The sequence below is a fragment of the Klebsiella sp. BIGb0132 genome (assembly GCF_024810075.1).
Classification (GTDB): Bacteria; Pseudomonadota; Gammaproteobacteria; order Enterobacterales; family Enterobacteriaceae; genus Klebsiella; species Klebsiella terrigena.
Genome location: NZ_JANUDW010000004.1, coordinates 116,642 through 140,378 on the forward strand (window position 1 = coordinate 116,642; position 23,737 = coordinate 140,378).

Below are 23,737 nucleotides of genomic sequence, written 5' to 3' on the forward strand. Positions count from 1 at the left end.
GGGATCGGTGTTTTTATTTACTTCAGCGCGCCTGGTGAAAAGAAATCAACAATAGCGCCGGTTTTTTGCATATTTAAAGTGGCCTGTTCAATATTCAGTTGGGCGACGGAAACAAAAAAAGCATCTAATAATGTCAGTTGTAGTATACGCGCAGAGGCGTTCCTGCCTAATAAGGGCGTTTCTGGTGCTGGCGAGCAAATAATAAAATCAGCTAGTTTAGCAATCGGCGAATGGTAGCTGTGCGTAATACAGATAATTTTAGCCCCGTTCTTTTTCGCCAGTTCGACTGCGGATTTAATATCGCTGGTGCGCCCGGAGTGGGTGACGACCAGCACGACATCGCCTTTTTTCAATAACGAGGCGGACATCATCATGATATGTGCATCCGGATAGGTCTGGCAGCGCATGCCGATGCGCAGAAACTTGTGCTGGACGTCGGCACAGATGGCGTTCGAACCGCCCGCTCCGTACAGATCGCGCTGGTTGGCCTGGGCGAAAAAGCGCGCCGCACGATGAATCTCATCGACGTTCACGATCGACTGGCCTTCCATGATGGTGCGCAGGGTAATGTTAAACACCTTATTCACCACGTCCTGCGGCGCTTCATCAAAGGAGAGCTCGGCAGGGAGTACCTGTTCAGATTGAGAGAAATACTCCACCAGGGCGCTGCGCAGGTTACGAAAACCGCTGAAACCCAGCAGTTTGGAAACCTTAACGATCATCGCTTCGGAAACCGATAGCGCTTCCGCCACATCTTTAATGGCGGGGGCATCGCTCAGGTTGCCGGGTTTAAGCAACCACTCGACGATCCGGCTTTCATTTTCGGTCATCCCTTCTTGCTTCATACGCAACCAGGGGGCGAGACCGATACCGTTGGGGAGCGAACTGGATTCTGACTGACTCATCGCTTTCTCTTGTCCATAAAATGAAGACGACACTATATCACCACACTCCAGGCAGAAAATATACAATCAACTTCACAAAAATATAAATTTTATAAAGTTGGGTTTTTTGTGAAGTTGCGCTGCGTGTGGAGATGTTTGCTTTAATTAAATCAAATTTAAAACAATTAGTTATGTTTTTATTGGCCTGGTTTGCTGCTGGCGCATGCCGTAGATAGCTCGTTTTGTGCGCTTGATTTGTGAAAAATTGCCGTGTAGAAAGATGCTTAAAGGCGGTTTTTTGCGCGCTTTATCGCCGTTATTTACGGCTTAAATCACAACGTCAATAGTTTTTGTAAAGTTAACAACAGGCGAGGCTAAGTATGAAAAGGATTGCCATTGGCTGCGATCACGTGGGGTTCATCCTCAAAGACGAGATCCTTATGCACCTGCAGATGCGGGGTATCGAGGCTTTGGATAAGGGGACGTGGTCGTCCGAGCGGACGGATTATCCGCGCTACGCCAGCGCCGTCGCGCAGGCCATTGTGACAGGTGAAGCGGATGGCGGGATCCTGATCTGCGGTACCGGCGTTGGGATCTCGATTACCGCCAATAAGCATCCCGGCATTCGTGCGGTGGTGTGCAGCGAACCCTATTCAGCCCAGCTTTCACGTCAGCATAACAATACGAATGTGCTGGCATTCGGCGCGCGTGTGATAGGCCTGGAGCTGGCCAAAATGATCGTTGACGCCTGGCTGGATAGTGAATTTGAAGGCGGTCGTCATCAGGCACGAATTGACGCAATCGCGGCGATTGAGCAGCAGCAGATTTGAGATTCCTCCGCTACTCGCGGCGACGGGCGTTGATTACCGTAGGGCCAGCCCCCCGAAGAGACTGGCCCTATGAAACGCTATTTGACCGCTTTGATCCTCTGCACCCTGTCGCTGAGCAGCCAGCTTGCGCACGCCGATCTTATTGACGACGCCATCGGCAATATTCAGCAGGCGATTAGCGATGCTTACCGCCCTGGCGATAGTCGCTCCGATGACGACGATCGCTATAACGACGGCCGCGATGATGATGGACGCTATCAGGGCAGCCGTCAGCAAAGCAGCGATCGCCAGCGGCAGTACGACGATCGGCAGCGTCAGCTGGACGATCGCCGTCGACAGCTTGACGATCGCCAGCGCCAGCTGGATCAGGATCGTCGGCAGCTGGAAAACGATCGCCGTCGGCTGGACGACGACTACTGATCCTGCCCCGATCGCGCCGCTTCCCCTGCTTGTGCCGGGACCGGGCTTAATCCAGCACGATCTCCATACCGTCATAGCCCGCCTCAAACCCCGGCGGCAGCGCGTTGTCCATCATCCAGGCATCAAACTGGTGGCCGATATGGGTGAGAATGACCCGCGGGCAGCCCACGATCAGGTTGATGGCCCGCACCGTATTTAAATCGCAGTGGTTACGCGGGGTTTGCGGACGCGGCTCGTGGCTGCAGTCGATAATCATCGCCTGCGGCTGGTTATTGAGCAGGAACTTCAGCGTCTTCTCCGGCAGCCCGGCGGTATCCGACAGCCACGCCACGCGGCTGTGCGCCGACTCCAGCAGATAGCCGAACGTCAGCTTTGAATGGTTTAGCGGCAGCGGGGTCACCCTGAGCCCCTGCAGCTCGAACATCACAAAGGGCGCAACGGTATGGCTAAAATCCAGCAGCCCGGGATGCTTAAACAGATCGTCACAGCCCGCTTCATCCGGCGGACCAAAAACCGGGATCCGCGCGCCCACGCCCCAGCGCAGCGGGAACAGGCCCTGGACATGATCCATATGGTAATGGGTGAGCAAGATCTGCTGAAAAGTTCCGGCGGGCCAGCGCTCCATCAGGTCCGGCAGGCCGGCGTCCAGCAGGGTCACGGCGTGGTTGAACTTCACCGCCGCGCTGCAGGGGCGGCGGCGGTGGGCCTCATGAGTGCGGGCACGGCGACAGGCGGCGCAGTCGCAGCCGAAGACCGGCACCAGCTGGGCGCCGCCGGTGCCGGTTAAGCGGATAGTCAGGCTCATACCTCCTCCTTACAGCGCTTTTTTAAAACCAGGATGGCCTGGCGTACCCTTCGCGTCGCTGACGGTCAGGCATGCTGATTCTCTTGCCTGGCGTAGCGGCGGCGCAGAAGCGTGAAGAACTGCTCCACCGATTGCCCGAGAGTGCCGTCGTTGTTGAGCGTCAGGCAGTCCGTTGGCGCGTAGCGCGCGGCGCGCTCAAGCCGCTGGGCGATCTCCGTTTCATTTTCCCGACCGCGCTGCTGCAGACGCTGGCGCAGCACGTCCGGCGTGACCTGCAGGCAGATAGGCAGCAGGGCGTCGGCGTAGCGCGCTCGGGCCTGCGCCAGATGCGCGCGGGAGCCGTTGGCCACCACGTCGAAACCGGCGTGCAGCCAGAGGTCAATTTCGATGCCAATGCCGTAGTAATTATTATTGGCGTGCCAGCTCAGCGCAAAAAGCTGGCGCTCGGCGCGGCTAAAAAACTCCTGCTTGCTGAGGGCGATATGGTTCTCGCTCCCGGCGTTAAAGGGGCGCGTAATATAGCGATGCGCAACCAGCAGCTGCGAGTGCTCGCGCTGGCGGAGCGCCGCCAGCAGGCTATCTTTTCCTGAGCCGGAAGGCCCCACCAGCCAAATCAGTTTCCCGGACATTAGAAGACCCTCTTTCCTTGACGCCAGACGTGGTCGATATGCACATGCTCCCCGCGGCGATGGGCCAGCACGAGGTCGGCGCGTTTACCTTCGGCAATGGCCCCGCGGTCGCCTAGCCCCAGCGCCTGCGCCGGATTTTTGCTCACCAGGCGAATCGCCTGCGGCAGCGTAAAGCGGTTGCCGTCGTCATCGGCGATGCGGAAGGCGGCATCCAGCAGGCTGGCGGGATAGTAGTCGGATGAGAGAATATCCAGCAGATTGTCGGCCGCCAGCCGGTGGGCGGCGACGTTGCCGGAGTGCGAGCCGCCGCGCACGATATTCGGCGCTCCCATCAGCACGTTCATGCCGTGCTGACGCGAGGCCTCAGCGGCGGCTAAGGTAGTGGGAAATTCGGCGATCACGCTGCCAAGCTGGTGCGATTCGACGACGTGTTCACGAGTGGCGTCATCGTGGCTGGCGAGGGCAATCTTACGTTCGCGGCAGATGGCGGCGATGGTTTCGCGGTTCGGCTGTGACCAGGTCGCCGCCAGCGCCATCTGCTCCTCTTCGAAGCGGTCCATCTCTTCGTTGGTCAGATGATATTTCCCCTGGTAGTAATCGCGGTACTTGCTGCGGTCGGCGTACTGGCGCTGTCCCGGAGAGTGGTCCATCAGGGAGACCATGCTCACCGGCTCGCGGCCAACCAGCTTCTCAAACAGCGGCAGGGTGGTGTGGTGCGGCAGCTCGCAGCGCAGGTGCAGGCGGTGCTCGGCGCGGTTAACGCCGCGCTTTTGCGTCTCCTCGATGGCGTTGATCATCTTTTCCAGATTCTCCAGCCGGTCGCCGCCGTCGCGGACGTCGCCGATGGCCACCGCATCCAGCACGGTGGTGATCCCGCTGGCGATCATCAGCGCATCGTGGCTGCTCATCGCCGAGTGGGCGGGCCAGTCAACCTTCGGGCGCGGGGTAAAAAACTTGTCCAGATTATCGGTATGCAGCTCGATGAGCCCCGGCAGCAGCCAGCCGCCCTCGCCGTCGATAGCCTGCGGCAGCTGGCTCTGGCTTTCGGCAAACGCGTAAATCATGCCCTCCTGCACCTCCAGCGAACCGTCCACCACTTCATCTTCGAGAACCAGTTTTACGTTGTTGATAATCATGCTGTTATTCCCATCGGATGCAGCCGGTCGGCCACCAGGTTGCGTATCGTTTCATCATGGAAAATGCCGACGATAGCCGCGCCTCGCGCTTTAGCCTCGTTAATCAGCTCCACCACCGCGGCGCTGTTTTTGGCGTCGAGGGAGGCGGTAGGCTCGTCGAGCAGGAGGATCGGATAGTCAACGGCGAAGCCGCGGGCGATGTTGACCCGCTGCTGCTCGCCGCCGGAGAAGGTGGACGGGGCAAGGTGCCACAGGCGTTCCGGGACGTTCAGGCGCGTCAGCAGGCGCGCGGCCTTGGCGGCGCACGCTTCGCGCGGGACGCCGAGATCCAGCAGCGGCTGCATCACCACCTCCAGCGCCGAAATCCGCGGAATGACCCGCAGAAACTGGCTCACCCAGCCGATGGTGGTTTTACGCACTTCCAGCACCTTGCGCGCCGAGGCGCTCACCAGGTCAACCCACTCCTCGCCGTGGCGGACGTGAATATGCCCGGTGTCCGGCAGGTAGTTGGCGTACAGCGAGCGCAGCAGGGTGGATTTACCGCTGCCTGAGTGGCCGTGCAGCACCACGCACTCTCCGGTGTTAACCGTTAGCGAAGCGTCGGCGAGCACCGGCAGGCGGACGCCGTTTTGCTGATGCAGGACAAAGGTTTTATGTACGTTTTCAACGCGGATGGCGTTCATTTGTTGCCTCATTGTGCCTGAGTTTTCCCGGAGGCGACGCGACGCGCCCGTCCGGGCTACCTGACCCAGCGAATGTGTTCGTGGGCTAGTTCTGCAAGACCGACGACACCAGCAGCTGGGTATAGGGATGGTGCGGATCGTCGAGCACCCGGTCGGTTAAACCACTTTCCACCACTTGACCCTGCTTCATCACCAGCAGGCGGTGAGCCAGCAGGCGCGCGACGCCGAGATCGTGGGTGACAATCACCACCGCGAGGTTCAGCTCCACCACCAGGCTGCGCAGCAGGTCAAGCAGGCGAGCCTGCACCGACACGTCCAGTCCGCCGGTGGGTTCATCCATAAACACCAGCTTCGGCTCGGTGACGAGATTGCGGGCGATCTGCAGGCGCTGCTGCATACCGCCGGAAAAGGTGGTCGGCAGGTCGTCGATGCGCGACGCCGGGATCTCCACCTCTTCCAGCCAGCGTCCGGCGGTAGCGCGAATATTGCCGTAGTGGCGCGCGCCGGTGGCCATCAGGCGTTCGCCGATATTGCCCCCCGCTGAGACCTGGCGTCGCAGGCCGTCCATCGGGTGCTGATGCACCACGCCCCACTCGGTGCGCAGCAGGCGGCGGCGATCCGCTTCGCTCATCGCGTACAGCGAGCGGCTGTGGTACAGCACCTCGCCCTGCTGCGGCGCGAGGCGCGCGGAGATGGCCTTCAGCAGGGTGGTTTTGCCGGAGCCGGACTCGCCGACGATGCCCAGCACTTCCCCCGGGAACAGCTCAAAAGAGACGTCGCTGAAGCCTTTGCCCGGCGCGTAGAGGTGGGTCAGGTTATTGACCGCAAGTAACGGTTGGCTCATTTTTGTTGCGCCTCGCTCTGTTGGCGGCAGTAGTCGGTATCGGAGCAGACAAACATGCGCTTGCCGCTGTCATCCAGCACCACTTCATCAAGATAGCTGTGGCGCGAGCCGCAGATGGCGCAGGGCTCATCCCACTCCTGGACGGTGAACGGATGATCGTCAAAATCGAGGCTTTCCACCGGCGTATAGGGCGGGACCGCGTAGATGCGCTTTTCGCGCCCGGCGCCGAACAGCTGCAGCGCCGGCATCATGTGCATTTTCGGGTTATCGAATTTCGGGATTGGCGACGGGTCCATCACGTAGCGGCCGTTGACCTTCACCGGGTAGGCGTAGGTGGTCGCAATGTGGCCGAAGCGGGCAATGTCTTCGTACAGCTTGACCTGCATCACGCCGTACTCTTCCAGCGCGTGCATGGTGCGGGTTTCGGTTTCGCGCGGCTCGATAAAGCGCAGCGGTTCCGGGATCGGCACCTGGAAAATCAGGATCTGATCTTCCGTCAGCGGCGTTTCCGGGATCCGGTGGCGGGTCTGGATAAGCGTCGCGTCTTCGGTGCGCTCGGTGGTGGCGACGCCGGTCACCCGGGTGAAGAACTGGCGAATCGATACCGCGTTGGTGGTGTCGTCGGCGCCCTGGTCAATCACCTTCAGCACGTCGTTCTCGCCAATCACGCTGGCGGTCAGCTGGATACCGCCGGTCCCCCAGCCGTAGGGCATCGGCATTTCGCGGCCGCCGAACGGCACCTGATAGCCGGGGATGGCGACGGCTTTCAGAATGGCGCGGCGGATCATGCGCTTGGTTTGCTCATCAAGATAGGCGAAGTTATAGCCGGAGAGGGTATTAGCCACGTTCGTTCTCCCGTTGCAGGCGTTTCAGCAGCGCCAGTTCGGCCTGGAAATCGACATAGTGGGGCAGCTTAAGGTGCGACACGAAGCCCGCGGCCTCGACGTTATCGGCATGGGCCAGCACAAACTCTTCGTCCTGCGCCGGACCGGCCGCCTCCTCGCCGTAGTCCGGCGCCTGGAGCGCGCGGTCAACCAGCGCCATCGCCATCGCTTTGCGCTCGCTCATGCCGAACGTCAGGCCGTAGCCGCGGGTGAAGTGCGGGGGCTCGTCTTGCGGGGCAACGAAGCCGTTGACCATTTCGCATTCGGTCATCAGCAGCTCGCCAATATTGACCGCAAAGCCCAGCTCCTCCGGAACGATCTCTACCGCCACGTAGCCGCTGCGTATTTCACCGGCAAACGGGTGGTTGCGGCCGTAGCCGCGCTGGGTCGAGTAGGCCAGCGCCAGCAGATAGCCTTCGTCGCCGCGCACCAGCTGCTGCAGGCGCGATGAGCGCGAGCAGGGGTAAACCGGCGGGCTGCGGGTGATATCGTCAGGCTCGGCGAGGGTCTGCTGCTCTGCTTTCGCCAGCCCCTGCTGGACCAGCAGGTTAAAGACGTGCGGCGTGGCTTCCGGCGGCTGCTCGGCGGTTTTCAGCGCCGGCGCCTCGCCGTTGGCCAGCAGGGTAAAATCGAGCAGGCGGTGGGTGTAATCGTAGGTCGGGCCGAGCATCTGGCCGCCGGGGATATCCTTATAGACCGCCGAAATTCGCCGCTCCAGGCGCATGCCGGCGGTGTTTACCGGCTCGCTGACCGCCAGCCTCTGCAGGGTGGTGCGGTAGGCGCGGAGTAAAAAAATGGCCTCGACGCTGTCGCCGCTGGCCTGCTTGAGCGCCAGCGCCGCCAGCTCGCGATCGGCGATGCCGCCTTCGGTCATCACCCGGTCAACCGCCAGGTTCAGCTGCTGGGTAATCTGTTCAACGCTAATTTCAGGAAGCCGTCCATCGCCTCGTCGTTTGTGTTCCTGAAGGGCGTGAGCGGCGACTATCGCCTTCTCACCGCCTTTGACGGCAACGTACATTAGCAAACCTCCACGTGGGTGGTGCGCGGGATGGCCAGCAGACGTTCTCCACAGGTCAGGATCAGGTCAATGCCTAAGGGGAACGGGTGCGGGCGCTCGGTCAGTTCATCAATGATGCAGTCCGGCAGCTGCGGGGCGATCATCCGCTCTTCGGCAATGCCGGCGCCGGTCAGACGCAGCATGCGTCCGCCGCTGAGGCTCGGGAGCTGGACGATCAGCGTTACGCCGGTTTCCGGAGCGACAACGGTGCCGGCGGAGAGCTCGTTCAGCTGTTCGGCGCTGATGCGCTCGTTGGTGACGGCAAAAACCGCCTGCTGCGGCTGCTCAACCAGCGGCGCGCCGGTATGAAAACGCAGGTTCTGGCCGACAAGATCGTTATGCAGCGCTGCGGTAAACCAGACCGGCGTGTCGCGATCGGCAAGCGTCAGCAGGAGGCTGGTCGAGGCGACGTTCAGCGGCTGCCAGCCGTGCTGAAGCTGCTGCAGGGAGACGATAACGCCCGGCTCGCTCATGGCTTTCAGCAGGCGACGAAAACTGTGTTGGGCATCCTGCGCCGGTAGGGTAAAGGCGGTTTGTAAGGTCATGCGTTATCTCCGCGAACCAGAGTGAAGAAATCGACCCGGCTGGCGTTGACCTCGGCGCGTCGGGCTTCAATGCGCGCGCTTCGTTGTTCTTCCAGCGGGGTAATCAGGGTTTCCATTAAGGAATGAAAGTGGTGTGGCGACTGCATCAAGGCGTCGATGGCCGCGCAGCGTTCGGCATGGGGGCGATCGCGCCCCAGTATCCAGCTGTAGCCGAGCGTGCCGTCGGCGAGGCGGATCGCCGCCCGGGTCAGGGTGGCATCACCGGCGAAGAAACGATCGCCGATGCCCCCCATGCGCGCCTGGAGCTGCACGAGGCCGGTCTCCGGAGCGCGAATGGATTCGTACTGCGGCGCCAGCTGCAGGGTCTGCATCCGCGCCAGAAGCTCCTGCGGTTCACTGTGGGCCAGCACGGACATCCAGCGCTGGCGGGTTGCGGTATCAAAGTGCATTCAGTGCTCCATGGTGAATTCGATCATGTCCGCCCGGGTGAGGCTGACGGAGTACTCCGTCGCGTTCTGCTCGCCGGGACGGTGGTTGAGGGTTCTTACGCACAGCAGCGGCGCCATGTTGGGGATCCCCAGAATGTTGCTCTCTTTGGCCTGCGCGCGGCGGGCGCTGATTTTGGTGCGCGCGCGGGTAAGCTCGACGTCCAGCTGTTGGCGCAGAAAATCGTGCAGTGAACCCTGGCTGAAGGTTTGCAGCGCGGGCCAGAAGCGCAGGTCGGTGAAGTAGTGGTCGATCAGGCACAGCGCGACGCCGTTCACCCGGCGCAGGGTGCGCAGATGGATGACGTTATCGCCTTCGTTGATCGCGAAGGCCTCGGCGACGTGGCTGCTGGCAGGGCGCACCACCGACAGCAGCTTTTCGCTGGTCGGATGGCTTCCCTGCTCGAGTAGGTTCTGGCTGAAGCGCGCCTGGGCGTTCAGCGGATAGTCGATCGGCCGCATCAGCACCAGCACGCCGACGCCCTGACGGCGCTGAACCCAGCCGCGTTCAACCAGCTGGTCTATTGCCCGGCGCAGAGTATGGCGGTTGACCTCAAAACGGGTGGCCAGCTGCTGCTCCGCGGGCAAATAGTCGCCGCAGCGGTAGTGGTGACGAAGCTCTTGCTCTAGCCTGGCGGCAATTTCCTGATACCGGGTAGGATAACTGGTCGGATGTCTGGATAAGTACATGTCAGTCGAGCCTCACTAAGCAGAAGAAGGGATTTCCCTCTGAGAGTGGCCCGATCCTGACCTGTTTTTGTTACATTTCGGTTAAAACATAATGACCGCAGGATGAAGAGTTAGCGCAAAGGTGATGACAGGGCGGGAGAGCCCGCCCTGAGGGAGAGGCATTAAGGCTGCTTGACGACGTTCACCATCCACGGGATGCCGAAGCGATCGAAAACTTTGCCAAAGCCGTGGGCCCAGAAGGTTTCCTGCCAGGCCATTTCGATACGTCCTTCTGCGGCGAGGCTGTCAAACCAGCGTTTACCTTCATCCAGGTCCAGTGTATCCAGCACCAGCGTGAAGCCGGCATAGCGTTCGCTGTCGCTGGTGGGGCTGTCGCCCAGCATCAGCTCGCTGCCCGCCACGCGCATGCTGGCGTGGGCGATGCAGTCGGCGGCGAGATGCTGACCGGAGGGGCAGCCGTCCTCGGCATCCTGCATATTCTGCGGCATCTCGCCGTAGGTGATCTGCTGGACAAGTTCTGCGCCCAGCGCCTGCTGGTAGAACGCGATGGCCGCAGCGCAGTTGCCGCTGAAGGCGATATAGGGGCTTAAAGACATAATCATGACCTCAGATAACGATTGACCCATTAAGCGTAGAGGGTGCCTGGCGATTTAAGCCAGGCGGCGGCGTCAGGAGGTGGATGAGGACAATATCTGGCCTGCGCCAGGCGCGATGCGCTCGGCAGTCATCGCCGAGGAGGCGGGAAATAGGCGGGACGATAGCGCGGAGATATATTCGTTCATTTTCCCGGCCGGCGGGTGTGGCCGGGAAAATAACGATTCAGCGAAAAGGAAATAGCGTTAGTTCTTTTTGACGAACTCGGATTTGAGCTTCATCTGACCAAAACCGTCAATTTTGCAGTCGATGTTATGATCGCCTTCTACCAGGCGGATATTCTTCACTTTAGTGCCGATTTTCAGCATCGAAGAGCTACCTTTAACCTTCAGATCTTTAATCACGGTGACGCTGTCGCCATCGACGAGTAAATTGCCGTTGGCATCTTTCACCGTCAGCGCATCATTATCTTCCGCCGGCTCGGCATTGTTCCATTCATGGGCGCATTCCGGGCAGATAAACATGCCGTTGTCTTCATAGGTGTACTCAGAATGGCATTTAGGACACTGTGGGAGTTGCATGGCGTTCCTCATGATTACTGTATAAAACAGGCCGTTGGCCCATTAAAAGGCGGCTGATAGCCGAAAGTGATTGCTATTATAGCGCAGTGACGGCCATTTGTCGGCCACTTTTTCCGATAGTACCGCTGCGGGAATATTCTCTTTATCGATCAAAAATCAGCAATATTCGATGTGCTGCCGGAGGTGGGATATCCAAAAATAAATCACTGCCTGTGCATATTCATTGAACTTATTAATGCCGCCTGGCTCTGTAATATGGCGAACAATTTTTCGTGAAGTTGATCCCAAATTTAAACGCTGTTAGGGTAAAAAGGCGAGTTCGTAAATTCATCAGGTCTATTCGTAGCTCTATTTATTGTTTCATTTACGCCAGAGCAGGCGTCAACAGGTTCGGTTGTACGGACTGTCAGCAGACAGTGCAGGCAAACCTGCTACGCTTGAAAAGAGGAGCACAGCAATTGGCCGCTCCCAACGCACGACGCAAACGGTATTGCCGTTTGGCGGAGATCCGTGCGCTCACGGCGAAGCTTTAGAGGAAAATTATGCTTAAAAGGAAAAAAGTAAAGCCAATCACTCTGCGGGATGTGACCATCATTGACGATGGCAAGCTGAAAAAAGCGATCACCGCAGCGTCGCTGGGTAATGCGATGGAGTGGTTCGATTTCGGCGTGTATGGCTTCGTGGCGTACGCCTTAGGTAAAGTCTTCTTCCCCGGTGCCGATCCCAGCGTGCAGATGATTGCCGCGCTAGGGACATTCTCCGTTCCGTTCCTGATTCGTCCGCTAGGCGGCCTGTTCTTTGGCATGCTCGGCGATAAGTACGGTCGACAAAAGATTCTGGCGATAACCATCGTTATCATGTCGATAAGTACCTTCTGTATTGGTCTTATTCCGTCGTACGCCTCGATTGGTATCTGGGCACCGATTCTGCTGCTGCTGTGTAAGATGGCGCAGGGCTTCTCGGTGGGCGGAGAGTACACCGGCGCCTCAATCTTCGTCGCCGAATACTCGCCTGACCGTAAGCGCGGCTTTATGGGCAGCTGGCTGGACTTCGGTTCCATTGCCGGGTTTGTCCTCGGCGCGGGCGTGGTCGTGCTGATTTCAAGCGTTGTCGGCGAGGAGAATTTCCTCAGCTGGGGCTGGCGCCTGCCGTTCTTCCTCGCGCTGCCGTTAGGGCTTATTGGTCTTTATCTGCGTCACGCTCTGGAAGAGACTCCGGCGTTCCAGCAGCACGTTGAAACCCTGGAGCAGGGCGACCGCGAAGGGCTGCAGGACGGTCCGAAGGTCTCGTTCAAAGAGATTGCAACCAAACACTGGCGTAGCCTGCTGACCTGTATCGGTCTGGTGATTTCCACCAACGTGACCTACTACATGCTGCTGACCTATATGCCGAGCTACCTGTCGCATAACCTGCACTACTCGGAAGATCACGGGGTGCTGATTATCATCGCGATTATGGTCGGGATGCTGTTTGTGCAGCCGGTTATCGGGATGCTCAGCGACCGCTTCGGCCGTCGTCCGTTTATCCTGATTGGTAGCGTGGCGCTGTTCACGCTGTCGATTCCGGCCTTTATCATGATTAACAGCAACGTTATCGGCCTGATTTTCGGCGGTCTGCTGCTGCTGGCGGTGGTGCTTAACTGCTTTATCGGGGTGATGGCTTCTTCGCTGCCCGCGATGTTCCCGACCCATATCCGCTTCAGCGCGCTGGCCAGCGCCTTTAACATCTCGGTGCTGGTTGCCGGTCTGACGCCAACTCTGGCGGCCTGGCTGGTGGAAACCACGCAGAACCTGATGATGCCGGCCTACTATCTGATGGTGATTGCGGTGATTGGTCTGATGACCGGCCTGACGATGAAGGAGACGGCGAACCGTCCGCTGAAAGGGGCGACGCCTGCGGCTTCGGATATTCAGGAAGCGAAAGAGATCCTCGGCGAGCACTACGACAATATCGAAAACAAAATCGAAGATCTCGATCAGGAAATTGCCGATTTGCAGGAAAAACGTTCCCGTCTGGTGGATCAGCACCCGCGAATTAACGACTGATTAATTCGCCTGGAATGTGAAAAATGCCGCCGCGGGCCTCCCCCGGCGGCATTTTTTATGGCCGTTTAGGCCTCATTCGGCGGCAGGTTCTGTCGGCGCTGCTGGCTGAGCCGGCGGTACTGCTGCGGCGGCATGCCGACGTACTTGCTAAAGGTGCTGTAGAAGCGGCTGCTGGAACGAAAGCCGGCGGTCAGGGCGATATCCAGGATAGTTTTATCGGTATCGCTGAGCAGGGCGCGGACGTGGTTAATGCGCATGGCGGTGATGTACTGCTTCATGGTCTGCTGCATCACCCGTTGAAAAATGCCCATCGCGTAGTTGGGGTTGAGCTTAACGTGTTCGGCAACCGCATCGACGGTCAGCGCCCGATCGTAGTGCGCGGCGATAAATTCGAGCATCTGGCTGACGTAAAACTGCGCGTGCCGCGAGACGCTGTGCTTGTGCGTGCGCGAGGTTTTGTTGACCAGAATCGGCTGCCAGCCTGAGAGACTAAAGCGCTTGAGCATCAGGGCGATCTCTTCGATAGCCAGCTGGCGGATCTGCTCGTTGTCGCTGGCGAGCTCCTGCTGCCAGCGCTGGACTTCAAAGACGCTGAGCTGCTGCGCCGCGAGAGATTTAATGACCATGCCGTGGGTGACGTTGTTGATAAGCTCCCGGTCCAGCGGCCAGGACAAAAACAGATGCATCGGCAGGTTAAAGATGGCCATCTGCCGGCAGCTGCCGGGACGGGTGAGCTGATGCGGCGTACAGGCCCAGAACAGGCTGATATAGCCCTGCCTGATGCTCACCACCTCGTTGTTAATCAGATACTCCACGTCGCCGTCGAAGGGGACGTTAACCTCTACCTGACCGTGCCAGTGGCTGGTGGTCATAGCGTGCGGGGTGCGCAGCTCGATATCCATGCGCTGGTACTCCGAATAGAGCGCCAGCGGACTGCGGGTATTTTTCTCGTCGCTGCTGCTCATATGCGGGTCGGGAGGCTGCGGCGTAAGGTTTTTTTCCATAGGGCTTCGGATTCCTGCATCGTCATAGCTGCTGTTTTTTGCACCGATATGCGCCTATCTTAGCGGATCCAATCGCCCATTTTCTCTGCTTTTCTGCCATTTTGTTCCCGAAAGCTCAGATTTTGTGGCGGGTAACTATGGGGTATGCGGATTTTTTTCATGCTGAGCATCGCGTTACCCTGTATCCGACGATTTACAGAACACTTCCCCCTTGATAAAAATCATCGTTGGACTTAATGAGAATTAGCATGGAGACGCTATGTACTACAGCAATGAAGTCATAAGATATTTGCAGTCTAATAAAATCCTCGCACTGAAGTTCGACCGCGCATTAACGGGCGTCGGAAAGGCTGTATCAAGGCATATTGAAACGATGGGGGCCGGTGCAAAACGCGCGCTGTACTACGCATCCTGTTTTACTGATGAATATCAGGACGTTTGTCAGCAACAAAAGGCCGAAGATATACGCTTCAGGAATGGCGTTATTTATCTTATTGAGCATGGGGATGTTGTCTATGATATGCTTAAAATATATTTTTCAGAACTATTTAAATACAAAACCTCCGCTCAGATAGAACACATCAAGAAAATGTTAATGGCGGTTAATGTGCATATCGCCGCAAGCTCGCTGACAAGCTCAGGGTTCGCGTTAGCGACGGCCTCTGCTATCGCCATCGGTATGAATCTAAGCCTTGATATGAGCGCCTTAGCAGGGGGCAGAGCTGCGGGGGTTTTAGCAGGGTTTGGCGTATATGGCGTCGTGCAGAAGGCGGCGGATAGCGCTCATCGCCTTCATTATATCTATCCGTCCTATTACGCCGCGCTGTATGCACAAGAGCTGGAAATGATGTATTTCCTGGTAGAGCCACTGTTTGAGCGGGCAGGCGCGTTTAAGCAAGAAACATCAGATGAGAGCATTGCTGACATCATCACCAGGATGGTTCGATAATCATGATCAATTTTATTAAACGGTTTTTCAGGCGGATATTCAGATCGTTGGTTTCGTATTACGGACCCAGCCTATTAACAATCATATTCGCACTGTTACAGGGCTTATTATCCCCGGATTCTTCCATCTGGCTTATACCTGCATTCTTCATATTCATGATATTTATATTTTATCGCTATGTGAAATGATGCTCTTCAAAAATTAGCCTTCGTTTAATGAGTGGATTAAAGCATCCATTTTCTCTGCTTTTCTGCCATTTTGTTCCCGAAAGCTCAGATTTTGTGGCCGGTAGCGGTCGATCTGAGTTTCCGGGAGTGCTCTGCCGGGAAGAGGGCAGCGCGCGGCGCGTCCGGCGTGCCACTCTGCGGGTGTCTAATGACTTTACGGAGAGAGCACTATGTCTGCCCCAAAAATTACCTTTATCGGCGCCGGCTCAACGGTTTTCGTTAAAAATATTCTCGGCGACGTTTTTCAACGCCCGGCGCTGAGATCGGCCCATATCGCGCTGATGGATATCGACGCCAACCGGCTGGAAGAGTCGCATATCGTGGTGCAAAAGCTGATGGACTCGGTTGGCGCTCACGGAGAAATTAGCTGCCATCGCGACCAGAAAGCCGCGCTGATGGACGCGGATTTTGTGGTGGTCGCTTTCCAGATCGGCGGCTACCAGCCGTGTACGGTAACCGATTTTGAGGTCTGCAAGCTGCACGGGCTGGAGCAGACCATCGCTGATACGCTCGGGCCGGGCGGGATCATGCGGGCGCTGCGGACGATTCCGCACCTGTGGCGCATCTGTGACGATATGACCGAGGTCTGCCCGAACGCGACGATGCTGAACTACGTTAACCCGATGGCGATGAACAGCTGGGCGATGTACGCGCGCTATCCGCATATCAAGCAGGTCGGCCTGTGCCATTCCGTACAGGGAACGGCGGAGGAGCTGGCGCACGACCTCGACCTTGACCCGGCGGATCTGCGCTACCGCTGCGCCGGGATTAACCACATGGCATTCTACCTGTCGCTGGAGAAAAAGACGGGGGACGGCAGCTACGTCAGCATCTATCCGGATATGCTGCAGGCCTTTGCCGAAGGGCGAGCGCCGAAGCACCGCGAGAACTCGCGCTGCCAGAATATTGTTCGCTATGAGATGTTCAAAAAGCTGGGCTACTTCGTGACGGAATCATCGGAGCACTTCGCGGAATATACCCCGTGGTTTATCAAGCCGGGGCGTGAAGATCTGATCGCCCGCTACCAGGTGCCTCTGGACGAATATCCGAAGCGCTGCGTGGAGCAGGTGGCGAACTGGCATAAAGAGCTGGAGACGTATAAAACCAGCGATCGCATCGACATTAAGCCCTCGCGGGAATACGCTAGCACGATTATGAACGCGATCTGGACCGGCGAGCCGAGCGTGGTGTACGGCAACGTGCGCAACGACGGGCTGATCGACAACCTGCCGCAGGGGTGCTGCGTGGAGGTCGCCTGCCTGGTGGACGCCAACGGTATTCAGCCCACCAAAGTTGGCAAGCTGCCCGCGCACCTGGCGGCGATGATGCAAACCAACATCAACGTTCAGACCCTGCTGACCGAGGCGATCCTCAGCGAAAACCGCGATTACGTCTATTACGCGACGATGATGGATCCGCACACCGCGGCGGTGCTGGGGATCGAGGAGATCTATGCGCTGGTGGACGATCTGATTGCCAGCCACGGCGAGTGGCTGCCCGAGTGGGTCCGGCGTTAACTCACACCTCAAACCTCAAATCAAACCCCGCCAGGCGCAGCGCCTGGCGGGCAGGCGGGTTAGCTGTGGGTCAGAAAGCGCGCCAGCTGCTGGTGCAGCAGCCGGTTTTCGCGGGTCAGGCGCGCGTTCTCATCCAGCAGCGTCAGCGCCACGGCGATGCCGGGCCAGTCGAGCTCCAGCTCGCGGCGCAGGCGCACCGCGCGGTGCATTATCGTTACCGCGCTGTCATCGAACAGCCAGACCTCGGTTTGCGGCTGGCGCGGTTCAATCATCCCCAGACCGACAATTTCGCTAAGCTCGTCCTCAGAAATGCCGGTGTGCAGACAAAACTCGGTGATTGAGAACGTCACTGTCATCTTAGCCATTATGCTTTCCCCCATGTTTTACGCGGCTCAAAGCTCGCCTCTGCTTCTGCGAGCTGCTGCCAGAGCGCGCTGGCTTTTTCATTTGGTTTCGGCGGCATAACGATTTTTATCACCGCAAACAGGTCGCCGGTGGCGGTTTTGCTCGCCAGCCCCTTGCCTTTGATCCGCAGGCGTTGCCCCGGCTGGCTGCCCGGGGGGATTGTCAGCAGGATGCTCTCTTTGAGGGTGGGGACCGTCACCTTTGTGCCGAGCGCGGCTTCCCACGGGGCCAGCGGCAGGACGATTTCCAGGTTATGGCCCACGATATCGAAAAGCGGATGCGGGGCCAGATGGATAACCAGCCACAGGTCGCCAATCGGGCCGCCGTTCTCGCCCGGTGTACCCTGGCCCTTCAGGCGGATGCGCTGGCCGTCGCTGACGCCGGCGGGGATTTTTACGTTCAGCGTTTTAGGCGTCTCGCTCTCGACCATGCCGAAAATGTTATACACCGGCAGCCTGTAGCTGATGGTTCGGGTCTGCTCGGCGAGCGTCTCCTCGAGGAACATCGCGACTTCGATTTCTATATCGTGGCCGCGTGCGGCCTGCTGGCGCCGGGCGTGGTGCGCCTGCTGGCCAAACATCGATGAGAAGATGTCGTCGAAGTCCTGCTGGCTGTAGTTCTGCTCGTGGGAGGCCTGCTGTTGGCCAAAGTGCGGGTCGTTGCGGTGCTGCCAGAGCTCGTCGTACTCGGCACGGCGCTGCTCATCTTTCAGCACCTCCCAGGCTTCGGCAAGATCTTTAAACTGGGCTTCAGCATCGCTCTCTTTGCTGACGTCGGGGTGATATTTACGAGCCAGGCGACGGTAGGCGGTCTTAATGGTTTTGAGATCGTCCGTTGGCTTAACCCCTAAAATGGCATAATAATCCTTTAATTCCATATCGTTATCTCATCTTTACAGAATGGGGTGGTAACAACTTTCCCATTAAGCTTAGGGCAAATGAGCAGGCGCGTGAGAGGAATGTGCCTGAAACTTGACGCCGTCGGGATCGACGGCGAAAGAGGGGGCCGGTGGCCTAACGTCGGCGCAGCCCGGCGGCGATGACCAGCCCGGCGCCAACGGCCCCGGCGATGGTCGGGAGCGCGTCCGGCGCCGCGGGGAACAGGCGAATAATGGTCGGGTCGGTGACCAGCATGGCGCCGGCAATCCAGCCGATTAACGCGCCGCCGAGCAGGACAACGGATGGAAAACGGTTCAGTATCGCCAGCACCAGCTTACTGCCCGCGACGATGATCGGAATGCTGATCAGCACCCCCAGCGCCACCAGCAGCAGGTGGCCTTTGCCGGCGGCGGCTACGGCCAGGACGTTATCGAGGGACATAATGACGTCCGCCACCGTGATGGTGACGGCGGTACGCCACAGGCTGCCGGAACTGCTGACCTCTTCGTTCTCCTCCTGATTGGCGACCAGCTTGATGCCAATCCACAGCAGCAGCACCGCGCCGACGATTTTTAGCCACGGTAAGGAGAGCAGATAGATGGCCACGGCCAGCAGCAGCACGCGGGCCACGATGGCGCCAAAGGTGCCGATAACGATCGCTTTGGTCCGCAGGTGCGGCGGCAGCTTGCGGCAGGCCATGGCAATCACCACCGCATTATCGCCGCCAAGCAGCAGGTCGATAGCGATGATTTGCAGCAAAATAACGGTAAAATCCCACTGAATAACTAGCTCGTTCATGCCTGACTCATCTAACCGGGAATAGGCCCTTCCCGAGGATAAAAGGAGGGAAAAGGGTACCCTCGTTCGTCCGCGTTGACCACCGTTAGGGCGAATATGAACGGCGGCACGGCTGCCCTGGATTGAAAAATAAAGTTACGAATCAATGCATCGCCTGATGATTATTCGCCGGTAAAGGATGCTACTTTGTCTCAACAGACTCACCTGCCGTTTACCTATCGCAAGGATCATCCTCATGTCCGGCTCTAAAAAAATAGTGACCATCGCCTTGATTGGCGCCACGCTGCTTCCGGCCCTGGCTATGGCGGCTGACGCCCCCGCTGCCACCTTTACGCCGGAGCAGGAAGCCCGCATCGGCAAGATTGCGGCGGATTATTTAGTCGCCCATCCGGAGGTTCTGCTGCAGGCAAGCCAGAAGCTGCAGCAGATTCAGCAGGAGCAGCAGGCCAGCGCCGCAACCCAGGCGGTGATTAAGAATCAGGCCGCGCTGACGCAGGATAAAAATACGCCGACCTACGGATCGGCGGATGGCAAGGTCACGGTGATCGAATTCTTTGATTATCAGTGCATTTACTGTAGCCGTCTGGCGCCGGTGATGGCTCAGGTGATTAAGGAAAATCCGCAGACCCGTTTTGCTTTTAAAGAGTGGCCTATTTTCGGCAGCCGCTGGGAAACGTCGCTGACCGCGGCGAAAACCGGTCTGCAAATCTATCAGCAGAAGGGGGCGGAAGCCTACCTGACCTACCATAACGGGATTTATGCCACCGGGCATAACGAGGGCAAGCTGACGGCGGCGGATATTCAGCAGCAGGTGAAGAAGGTCAACTTCGACGCGAAGAAGGCCGCCGACGTTGAGCCAGCGCTTGAGGCGACTAACCAGCTGGCGCAGGCCATCGGTTTAAGCGGCACGCCGGGCGTTATCGTGATGCCGACGACCGGCGCCACGGAGGCGAATATTACCGTCTTCCCGGGCCTGGCGGATAAAGACTCGCTGGATGCGGCGATTAAGAAAGCCGGCGGTAGCTGATTGCCGGGGCGGATGAGGCTGATAAACCCCGGATAACCGGGGTTTATCAGCGCTGAGACTCGCCGGCGGGATAGCGGACGCGGCTCGGTTTTCCCGACCCGTACGGGCCGGGAGCCTGTCAGAACGTAACGTTCAGCTTGCCCCAGAACGTTCTTCCTGGTTCGTTTACCGACGTATTTGCGGAGTAGCCAAAGCTGCTATTCCCGGCCAGATTTAAATGCTCGCTGTAGGCCTTATCGAACAGGTTATCCACGCCTGCGCTCAGCTTAACCGACTTGTTGACCCGATAAGCCGCGTTAGCTGAAAAGACCGCAAAACCGGCGCTGTTGGCAAAATCTTTGCCGACGACGTTGCCTTCGTTGATGGCAACGCGATGCTGGCTGCTAACCATGCGCAGCAGCCCGGTGCTGCTCCAGTCGCCGCGCTCCCAGGTGAGCCCCAGCCGCGCCTCCAGCGGCGGGATTTGCGGTAGCGGCTGGTGGTCAGCGGTATTTTGGCCCCATGAATAGGCCAGACTGGCATCGGCTTTCCAGGCGTCGCTGAGCTGGTAGCTGGCACCGGCTTCACCGCCCATAATGGTGGCATTCACGTTATCGACCTGGCTGATATAGGCGTTGCTGGGGTCGTAGCGGAAGAGAATAAAATCGTTCACCCGCCCTACATAGGCTGATACCCAGCCGCTAAGCCGCTCCCCTTTGTACTGGGCGCCGATATCAATCTGCGTCGTTTTTTCCGTTTTGACGTTATCAAAGGCGTCGGTCGAGCCGTCCGGGCCGTAGGTCGGCGAGAACAGCTCCCAGTAATCAGGGAAGCGCTCGGTATAGCCGATACCGGCGTAAAACATGACCGGCATCGCGACCAGGTTGCGTTCTACGCGGACAAAACCGGCGGGCAGCGTATCGGTTCGCTCCGCGGATCCCGCGTCGCTGAAATTGTCGACCAGCACCCGGTCCAGCCGGGCGCCGCTAACTACCTTACTCTGCTCCGTGGCGTGCCACGTCAGCTCGCTGAACAGACCGTAATCATGGAAGCGGGCATCTTTCGCCCAGCCGTCGTCGCCCTTGCTGCGGTGGGTATTGAGCTGCGTATCGGCGCCGCTGCGTAGCTCAAAGTCAGACCACAGCCAGGTTCCCATCATCCGGCCGCCTACGGTTCTGCGGTCCAGCTCCATCGCCATCGGCATGCTCATGTTCATCGAGTCGCCGGAGTCCATCCCGCCCGCCATGTCGCCCATGCCACCGGTCATATCCATCCCCGACATTCCGTCTCCAGGCGAGCGCAGGGAGTAGTTATCCATGACATGATCGGCGTAGTTGTAGTAGATATTGGCTTCGAATTTATCGAAGACCTCGCCAATATTGGACTTTTCGACGCGCATGCCGAGGCTTTCGCGTTTGAAGCGGGAGCCATCCATGCTGCGCCCGGCGTAGCGGGCTTCACCATCTCCTTTTCCTGCCGTGAGCTCGACGAGCGTATCTTTGTCCGGCGTCCAGCCGAGCGCCATATCGCCGTTCCACTTATCCCATTTTGCCGGTACGCGATCGCCATTCCCGTCCTTGTAATCATCGGCGCGCGATTTATTCCCCGTCAGGCGCAGGTAGCCCAACTCGCTCCCCAGACTGAGGTCCGCATTCTCATCCCAGCGGTTATTTGAACCGGCCAGCAGGCTGGCTGTGCCCTGAATGCCGGGCTTGTCGAAACGCGGCGGCTCGCGGTCAAAGCGCAGGGTTCCGGCTGAATTTCCCGCTCCCCACAGTACGGTTTCCGGCCCTTTAATCAGCGACAGGAGATCGTAGCTTTCCGGGGAAATATAGGAGCTGGGCGCGTCCATGCGCGCCGGGCAGGCGCCCAGCATTTCGCCATTATTGGTCAGGATGCGCAGGCGCGATCCGAACATGCCGCGGAAAACGGGATCGCCGTTGGTCCCGCCGTTACGAATCTGCGAAAAGCCGGGGATCGTTTTCAGGTAATCGGAGCCATCGCTGGCGGGGACCGGCTGACGCGGCGTTTTGGGCGAGGTGACGATCTCCAGCGGAGAGGAGACCGGCGCCGTGACGATCATGACGGCGTCATCTTGCATCGTATCCTGATGGTGCTGTTCATCCGCGGACGCCGCGTTTGCATGCAGCGTCATCAGGATCAGAGAGGCGAGCGGAGTGCGCCCGAGAGTAAGTTTTTTCATTACATGGCCTGCTGTTTTTCTGGCGTAGCAATACCCTGCTCATCAGGCGATGGGCAAAAGCTGCGCAATATCGGTTATTTGTCGTTAAACGAAGAGAGAAAAACGGCAGGCGGCGCGCGGGCGCGCTGAGGCGTCCAGGCGCGGAAAATCGGCGCGCAAACGATCGGAATTAACGGATGACGAACAGTAAAAAGCAGCAGCAGCCAGAGCAGCATCGCCAGCAGTAGCTGGACAAACGGCAGATGGATCAGCAGCTGACAGTAGCCGCAGGCGATCTCCTCCATCGGCGACATCGCCTGACCGGACATCATCTGATGATCCATGGGGACGCTCTCTGCGCAGCGCGCCGCCGCCGGCATGTCATGGTGCATACCCGGCATGGGTATGGAAGAGACGGCGGCGGAGTGCCGGCAGGCTGCCTGGCGGGCAATGGACTTCGAGACAACGGGAGCAACGAACAGCATCGCGATGGCAAGCAGCGCCAGCCATGCAGCTATGGGATAAGTTCGTGTGCGTTCGTGCAAAATGCAGCCAGATGTCAGAGTAATTTAGCTGAGTGTATCTCATTCGCATTTTGAATGTTGTAAAAATCCGGGGCGCTCATTGCGCGGCTGCTCAGCGCCGCCGGCTATCGCGACGTGCGGGCGATCAGAAAAAGAAATATCGGCACCCCGAGCATCGCCGTCAGGATGCCGACAGGGAGTTCGCGCGGCGTAAACAGCGTGCGGGCGAGGGTATCGGCCAGAACGGTAAAGATAGCACCGCACAGCATGGATGCCGGCAGCAGCGCGCGATGGCGGTATCCAATGAGCATGCGGGCGATATGGGGCACGGTCAGCCCAATAAAACCGATAGCCCCACAGCAGGCGACAACCACCGCCGTTAACAGGGTCAGCAGGCAGTACATCGCCAGCTTGATAGTACCGACCTCCACGCCGAGCGATGCCGCCGTCGCGCTGCCGAACGTCAGGACATCCAGCTCTATTGCCCGCCACCAGCAGATGAGAAATATCGGCAGCAGAGCCGTAGTGCAAAGCGCTACCTGTAGCCAGGATGCCTGAGCGAAGCTCCCCAGCAGCCAGAACATCACGCCTCGCGTGGTATCGGCATCCGTTTTCCAGAGCGTAATTAATGATGTGGCCGCAGAGAGCAGCTGCGTCACGGCGACGCCGGTCAGCACAAAGCGGCTGGACTGGCCGGATAGCGATTTACGTGCCATCAGCAGCACCAGAGAAAAAGCCAGCATGGCGCCGCAGAAAGCGCCGGCAGGCACCGCGGCCCAGCCCACGCTGAGGCCGAGCGCAATGACCAGTACCGCCCCGAAGCCCGCGCCGGATGAAATACCCAGCACCCAAGGGTCGGCAAGGGGGTTGCGGGTCAGCGACTGGAGAACCGTCCCGGCCAGCGCCAGCGCCGCACCGGCGAGGGCCGCCAGCAGAGTCCGCGGTATGCGCAGCGACCAGACGATTCTTTGATGAAGCGTTCCCGCCGTATCGCTATGCCAGTAGCCTGCCAGCACGGCGTGCGCCACCTCCTGCATGGAGAAGGTCACCGGGCCATACATTACGGCAATGCACAGGGCCAGCAGCAGCGCCGGAAGCAGCATGGCGAGACGCAAAGCGGGGGAACGCAGCATGA

The 23,737-nt window shown here is 58.8% G+C and carries 26 protein-coding genes; 6 read left to right on the forward strand and 20 right to left on the reverse strand.

Annotated features, from left to right (window positions below; all coding sequences use genetic code 11):
• Window positions 1-17: 17 nt before the first annotated feature.
• The gene (locus M2416_RS13840; RefSeq protein WP_041143655.1) at window positions 18-905 is read right to left on the reverse strand and encodes a MurR/RpiR family transcriptional regulator; all 888 of its coding nucleotides are present in this window, start codon (window positions 903-905) and stop codon (window positions 18-20) included.
• Between the two features lie 359 nt (window positions 906-1,264).
• Here M2416_RS13840 and rpiB point away from each other — a divergent pair, with 359 nt between their 5' ends.
• Both rpiB and yjdP read left to right on the forward strand, forming a co-directional pair.
• Window positions 1,265-1,714, forward strand: a complete 450-nt coding sequence (gene rpiB, locus M2416_RS13845; RefSeq protein WP_143717732.1) for a bifunctional allose-6-phosphate isomerase/ribose-5-phosphate isomerase RpiB — start codon at window positions 1,265-1,267, stop codon at window positions 1,712-1,714.
• 69 nt (window positions 1,715-1,783) lie between these two features.
• On the forward strand, window positions 1,784-2,134 hold the full coding sequence (gene yjdP / locus M2416_RS13850) for a DDRRRQL repeat protein YjdP (protein ID WP_076947081.1): 351 nt from the start codon (window positions 1,784-1,786) through the stop codon (window positions 2,132-2,134).
• Between the two features lie 46 nt (window positions 2,135-2,180).
• On the opposite strand, the gene phnP is transcribed toward yjdP, so the two are convergent.
• From phnP to M2416_RS13910, 12 genes are all read right to left on the reverse strand, one after another.
• Window positions 2,181-2,939 carry a phosphonate metabolism protein PhnP gene (gene phnP / locus M2416_RS13855; RefSeq protein WP_259224892.1) on the reverse strand — a complete coding sequence of 253 codons (759 nt, stop codon included), beginning with the start codon at window positions 2,937-2,939 and terminating at the stop codon, window positions 2,181-2,183.
• 65 nt (window positions 2,940-3,004) lie between these two features.
• Window positions 3,005-3,568 carry a ribose 1,5-bisphosphokinase gene (gene phnN / locus M2416_RS13860; protein WP_041143659.1) on the reverse strand — a complete coding sequence of 188 codons (564 nt, stop codon included), beginning with the start codon at window positions 3,566-3,568 and terminating at the stop codon, window positions 3,005-3,007.
• Window positions 3,568-4,704 (reverse strand): alpha-D-ribose 1-methylphosphonate 5-triphosphate diphosphatase, encoded by a 1,137-nt coding sequence (gene phnM / locus M2416_RS13865; RefSeq protein WP_076947079.1) that lies wholly within the window; start codon window positions 4,702-4,704, stop codon window positions 3,568-3,570. Before phnM ends, phnN begins: the two co-directional genes overlap by 1 nt.
• Entirely contained in the window at window positions 4,701-5,387 is a 687-nt protein-coding gene (gene phnL, locus M2416_RS13870; protein WP_259224894.1) for a phosphonate C-P lyase system protein PhnL, read from the reverse strand. Before phnL ends, phnM begins: the two co-directional genes overlap by 4 nt.
• An 85-nt stretch (window positions 5,388-5,472) precedes the next feature.
• Window positions 5,473-6,231 (reverse strand): phosphonate C-P lyase system protein PhnK, encoded by a 759-nt coding sequence (gene phnK / locus M2416_RS13875; RefSeq protein WP_259224896.1) that lies wholly within the window; start codon window positions 6,229-6,231, stop codon window positions 5,473-5,475.
• Window positions 6,228-7,076, reverse strand: a complete 849-nt coding sequence (locus tag M2416_RS13880; RefSeq protein WP_041143663.1) for an alpha-D-ribose 1-methylphosphonate 5-phosphate C-P-lyase PhnJ — start codon at window positions 7,074-7,076, stop codon at window positions 6,228-6,230. The genes phnK and M2416_RS13880 overlap by 4 nt, the downstream gene beginning before the upstream one ends.
• Complete coding sequence (locus M2416_RS13885; protein ID WP_259224897.1) at window positions 7,069-8,133, reverse strand: carbon-phosphorus lyase complex subunit; 1,065 nt, start codon at window positions 8,131-8,133, stop codon at window positions 7,069-7,071. The genes M2416_RS13880 and M2416_RS13885 overlap by 8 nt, the downstream gene beginning before the upstream one ends.
• The gene (gene phnH / locus M2416_RS13890; RefSeq protein WP_041143665.1) at window positions 8,133-8,717 is read right to left on the reverse strand and encodes a phosphonate C-P lyase system protein PhnH; all 585 of its coding nucleotides are present in this window, start codon (window positions 8,715-8,717) and stop codon (window positions 8,133-8,135) included. Before phnH ends, M2416_RS13885 begins: the two co-directional genes overlap by 1 nt.
• The gene (gene phnG, locus M2416_RS13895; protein ID WP_045853406.1) at window positions 8,714-9,166 is read right to left on the reverse strand and encodes a phosphonate C-P lyase system protein PhnG; all 453 of its coding nucleotides are present in this window, start codon (window positions 9,164-9,166) and stop codon (window positions 8,714-8,716) included. Before phnG ends, phnH begins: the two co-directional genes overlap by 4 nt.
• The gene (phnF, locus tag M2416_RS13900) at window positions 9,167-9,892 is read right to left on the reverse strand and encodes a phosphonate metabolism transcriptional regulator PhnF (RefSeq protein ID WP_259224907.1); all 726 of its coding nucleotides are present in this window, start codon (window positions 9,890-9,892) and stop codon (window positions 9,167-9,169) included.
• 161 nt (window positions 9,893-10,053) lie between these two features.
• Window positions 10,054-10,488, reverse strand: a complete 435-nt coding sequence (gene yjdN / locus M2416_RS13905; protein WP_076947090.1) for a VOC family metalloprotein YjdN — start codon at window positions 10,486-10,488, stop codon at window positions 10,054-10,056.
• Window positions 10,489-10,731: 243 nt separating this feature from the next.
• Entirely contained in the window at window positions 10,732-11,067 is a 336-nt protein-coding gene (locus M2416_RS13910) for a zinc ribbon domain-containing protein YjdM (RefSeq protein ID WP_041143668.1), read from the reverse strand.
• A 542-nt stretch (window positions 11,068-11,609) separates the two neighbouring features.
• On the opposite strand from M2416_RS13910, the gene proP reads away from it, so the two are divergent.
• On the forward strand, window positions 11,610-13,112 hold the full coding sequence (proP, locus tag M2416_RS13915) for a glycine betaine/L-proline transporter ProP (RefSeq protein WP_259224919.1): 1,503 nt from the start codon (window positions 11,610-11,612) through the stop codon (window positions 13,110-13,112).
• 65 nt (window positions 13,113-13,177) lie between these two features.
• Here the strand turns inward: proP and melR are convergent, their stop codons facing one another.
• Window positions 13,178-14,116 (reverse strand): transcriptional regulator MelR, encoded by a 939-nt coding sequence (gene melR, locus M2416_RS13920; protein ID WP_076947077.1) that lies wholly within the window; start codon window positions 14,114-14,116, stop codon window positions 13,178-13,180.
• Between the two features lie 259 nt (window positions 14,117-14,375).
• Between melR and M2416_RS13925 the strand changes: the two genes are divergently transcribed.
• The gene (locus tag M2416_RS13925; protein ID WP_259224922.1) at window positions 14,376-15,065 is read left to right on the forward strand and encodes a hypothetical protein; all 690 of its coding nucleotides are present in this window, start codon (window positions 14,376-14,378) and stop codon (window positions 15,063-15,065) included.
• Window positions 15,066-15,462: 397 nt separating this feature from the next.
• Complete coding sequence (gene melA, locus M2416_RS13930; RefSeq protein ID WP_076947074.1) at window positions 15,463-16,809, forward strand: alpha-glucosidase/alpha-galactosidase; 1,347 nt, start codon at window positions 15,463-15,465, stop codon at window positions 16,807-16,809.
• Between the two features lie 59 nt (window positions 16,810-16,868).
• Here the strand turns inward: melA and cbpM are convergent, their stop codons facing one another.
• The 3 genes from cbpM to M2416_RS13945 form a co-directional block, all read right to left on the reverse strand.
• Complete coding sequence (cbpM, locus tag M2416_RS13935) at window positions 16,869-17,174, reverse strand: chaperone modulator CbpM (protein ID WP_041143674.1); 306 nt, start codon at window positions 17,172-17,174, stop codon at window positions 16,869-16,871.
• Window positions 17,174-18,091: a curved DNA-binding protein gene (cbpA, locus tag M2416_RS13940; RefSeq protein WP_259224947.1), complete on the reverse strand. Its 918-nt coding sequence runs from the start codon at window positions 18,089-18,091 to the stop codon at window positions 17,174-17,176. The genes cbpM and cbpA overlap by 1 nt, the downstream gene beginning before the upstream one ends.
• A gap of 136 nt (window positions 18,092-18,227) precedes the next feature.
• Complete coding sequence (locus M2416_RS13945; RefSeq protein ID WP_259224958.1) at window positions 18,228-18,890, reverse strand: TerC family protein; 663 nt, start codon at window positions 18,888-18,890, stop codon at window positions 18,228-18,230.
• Between the two features lie 235 nt (window positions 18,891-19,125).
• On the opposite strand from M2416_RS13945, the gene M2416_RS13950 reads away from it, so the two are divergent.
• On the forward strand, window positions 19,126-19,917 hold the full coding sequence (locus M2416_RS13950) for a DsbA family protein (RefSeq protein ID WP_259224960.1): 792 nt from the start codon (window positions 19,126-19,128) through the stop codon (window positions 19,915-19,917).
• 118 nt (window positions 19,918-20,035) lie between these two features.
• Here M2416_RS13950 and M2416_RS13955 read toward each other — a convergent pair whose 3' ends face one another.
• The 3 genes from M2416_RS13955 to M2416_RS13965 form a co-directional block, all read right to left on the reverse strand.
• Entirely contained in the window at window positions 20,036-22,051 is a 2,016-nt protein-coding gene (locus tag M2416_RS13955; RefSeq protein ID WP_374761795.1) for a TonB-dependent copper receptor, read from the reverse strand.
• Window positions 22,052-22,173: 122 nt separating this feature from the next.
• Window positions 22,174-22,623: a DUF2946 domain-containing protein gene (locus M2416_RS13960; RefSeq protein WP_259224974.1), complete on the reverse strand. Its 450-nt coding sequence runs from the start codon at window positions 22,621-22,623 to the stop codon at window positions 22,174-22,176.
• A gap of 104 nt (window positions 22,624-22,727) precedes the next feature.
• Entirely contained in the window at window positions 22,728-23,735 is a 1,008-nt protein-coding gene (locus M2416_RS13965) for a FecCD family ABC transporter permease (RefSeq protein WP_259224976.1), read from the reverse strand.
• Between the last annotated feature and the right edge of the window lie 2 nt (window positions 23,736-23,737).

Coding starts and splice junctions, on each gene's coding strand:
- phnL (WP_259224894.1), bottom strand. CDS start 5,387: ATGAACGCCATCCGCGTTGAAAACGTACATAAAACCTTTGTCCTGCAT.
- M2416_RS13945 (WP_259224958.1), bottom strand. CDS start 18,890: ATGAACGAGCTAGTTATTCAGTGGGATTTTACCGTTATTTTGCTGCAA.
- phnG (WP_045853406.1), bottom strand. CDS start 9,166: ATGCACTTTGATACCGCAACCCGCCAGCGCTGGATGTCCGTGCTGGCC.
- melA (WP_076947074.1), top strand. CDS start 15,463: ATGTCTGCCCCAAAAATTACCTTTATCGGCGCCGGCTCAACGGTTTTC.
- M2416_RS13965 (WP_259224976.1), bottom strand. CDS start 23,735: ATGCTGCGTTCCCCCGCTTTGCGTCTCGCCATGCTGCTTCCGGCGCTG.
- yjdP (WP_076947081.1), top strand. CDS start 1,784: ATGAAACGCTATTTGACCGCTTTGATCCTCTGCACCCTGTCGCTGAGC.
- M2416_RS13950 (WP_259224960.1), top strand. CDS start 19,126: ATGTCCGGCTCTAAAAAAATAGTGACCATCGCCTTGATTGGCGCCACG.
- M2416_RS13955 (WP_374761795.1), bottom strand. CDS start 22,051: ATGACGCTGCATGCAAACGCGGCGTCCGCGGATGAACAGCACCATCAG.
- phnM (WP_076947079.1), bottom strand. CDS start 4,704: ATGATTATCAACAACGTAAAACTGGTTCTCGAAGATGAAGTGGTGGAC.
- cbpA (WP_259224947.1), bottom strand. CDS start 18,091: ATGGAATTAAAGGATTATTATGCCATTTTAGGGGTTAAGCCAACGGAC.
- melR (WP_076947077.1), bottom strand. CDS start 14,116: ATGGAAAAAAACCTTACGCCGCAGCCTCCCGACCCGCATATGAGCAGC.
- M2416_RS13925 (WP_259224922.1), top strand. CDS start 14,376: ATGTACTACAGCAATGAAGTCATAAGATATTTGCAGTCTAATAAAATC.
- phnP (WP_259224892.1), bottom strand. CDS start 2,939: ATGAGCCTGACTATCCGCTTAACCGGCACCGGCGGCGCCCAGCTGGTG.
- yjdN (WP_076947090.1), bottom strand. CDS start 10,488: ATGTCTTTAAGCCCCTATATCGCCTTCAGCGGCAACTGCGCTGCGGCC.
- M2416_RS13885 (WP_259224897.1), bottom strand. CDS start 8,133: ATGTACGTTGCCGTCAAAGGCGGTGAGAAGGCGATAGTCGCCGCTCAC.
- phnH (WP_041143665.1), bottom strand. CDS start 8,717: ATGACCTTACAAACCGCCTTTACCCTACCGGCGCAGGATGCCCAACAC.
- M2416_RS13840 (WP_041143655.1), bottom strand. CDS start 905: ATGAGTCAGTCAGAATCCAGTTCGCTCCCCAACGGTATCGGTCTCGCC.
- cbpM (WP_041143674.1), bottom strand. CDS start 17,174: ATGGCTAAGATGACAGTGACGTTCTCAATCACCGAGTTTTGTCTGCAC.
- phnK (WP_259224896.1), bottom strand. CDS start 6,231: ATGAGCCAACCGTTACTTGCGGTCAATAACCTGACCCACCTCTACGCG.
- phnF (WP_259224907.1), bottom strand. CDS start 9,892: ATGTACTTATCCAGACATCCGACCAGTTATCCTACCCGGTATCAGGAA.
- proP (WP_259224919.1), top strand. CDS start 11,610: ATGCTTAAAAGGAAAAAAGTAAAGCCAATCACTCTGCGGGATGTGACC.
- phnN (WP_041143659.1), bottom strand. CDS start 3,568: ATGTCCGGGAAACTGATTTGGCTGGTGGGGCCTTCCGGCTCAGGAAAA.
- M2416_RS13910 (WP_041143668.1), bottom strand. CDS start 11,067: ATGCAACTCCCACAGTGTCCTAAATGCCATTCTGAGTACACCTATGAA.
- rpiB (WP_143717732.1), top strand. CDS start 1,265: ATGAAAAGGATTGCCATTGGCTGCGATCACGTGGGGTTCATCCTCAAA.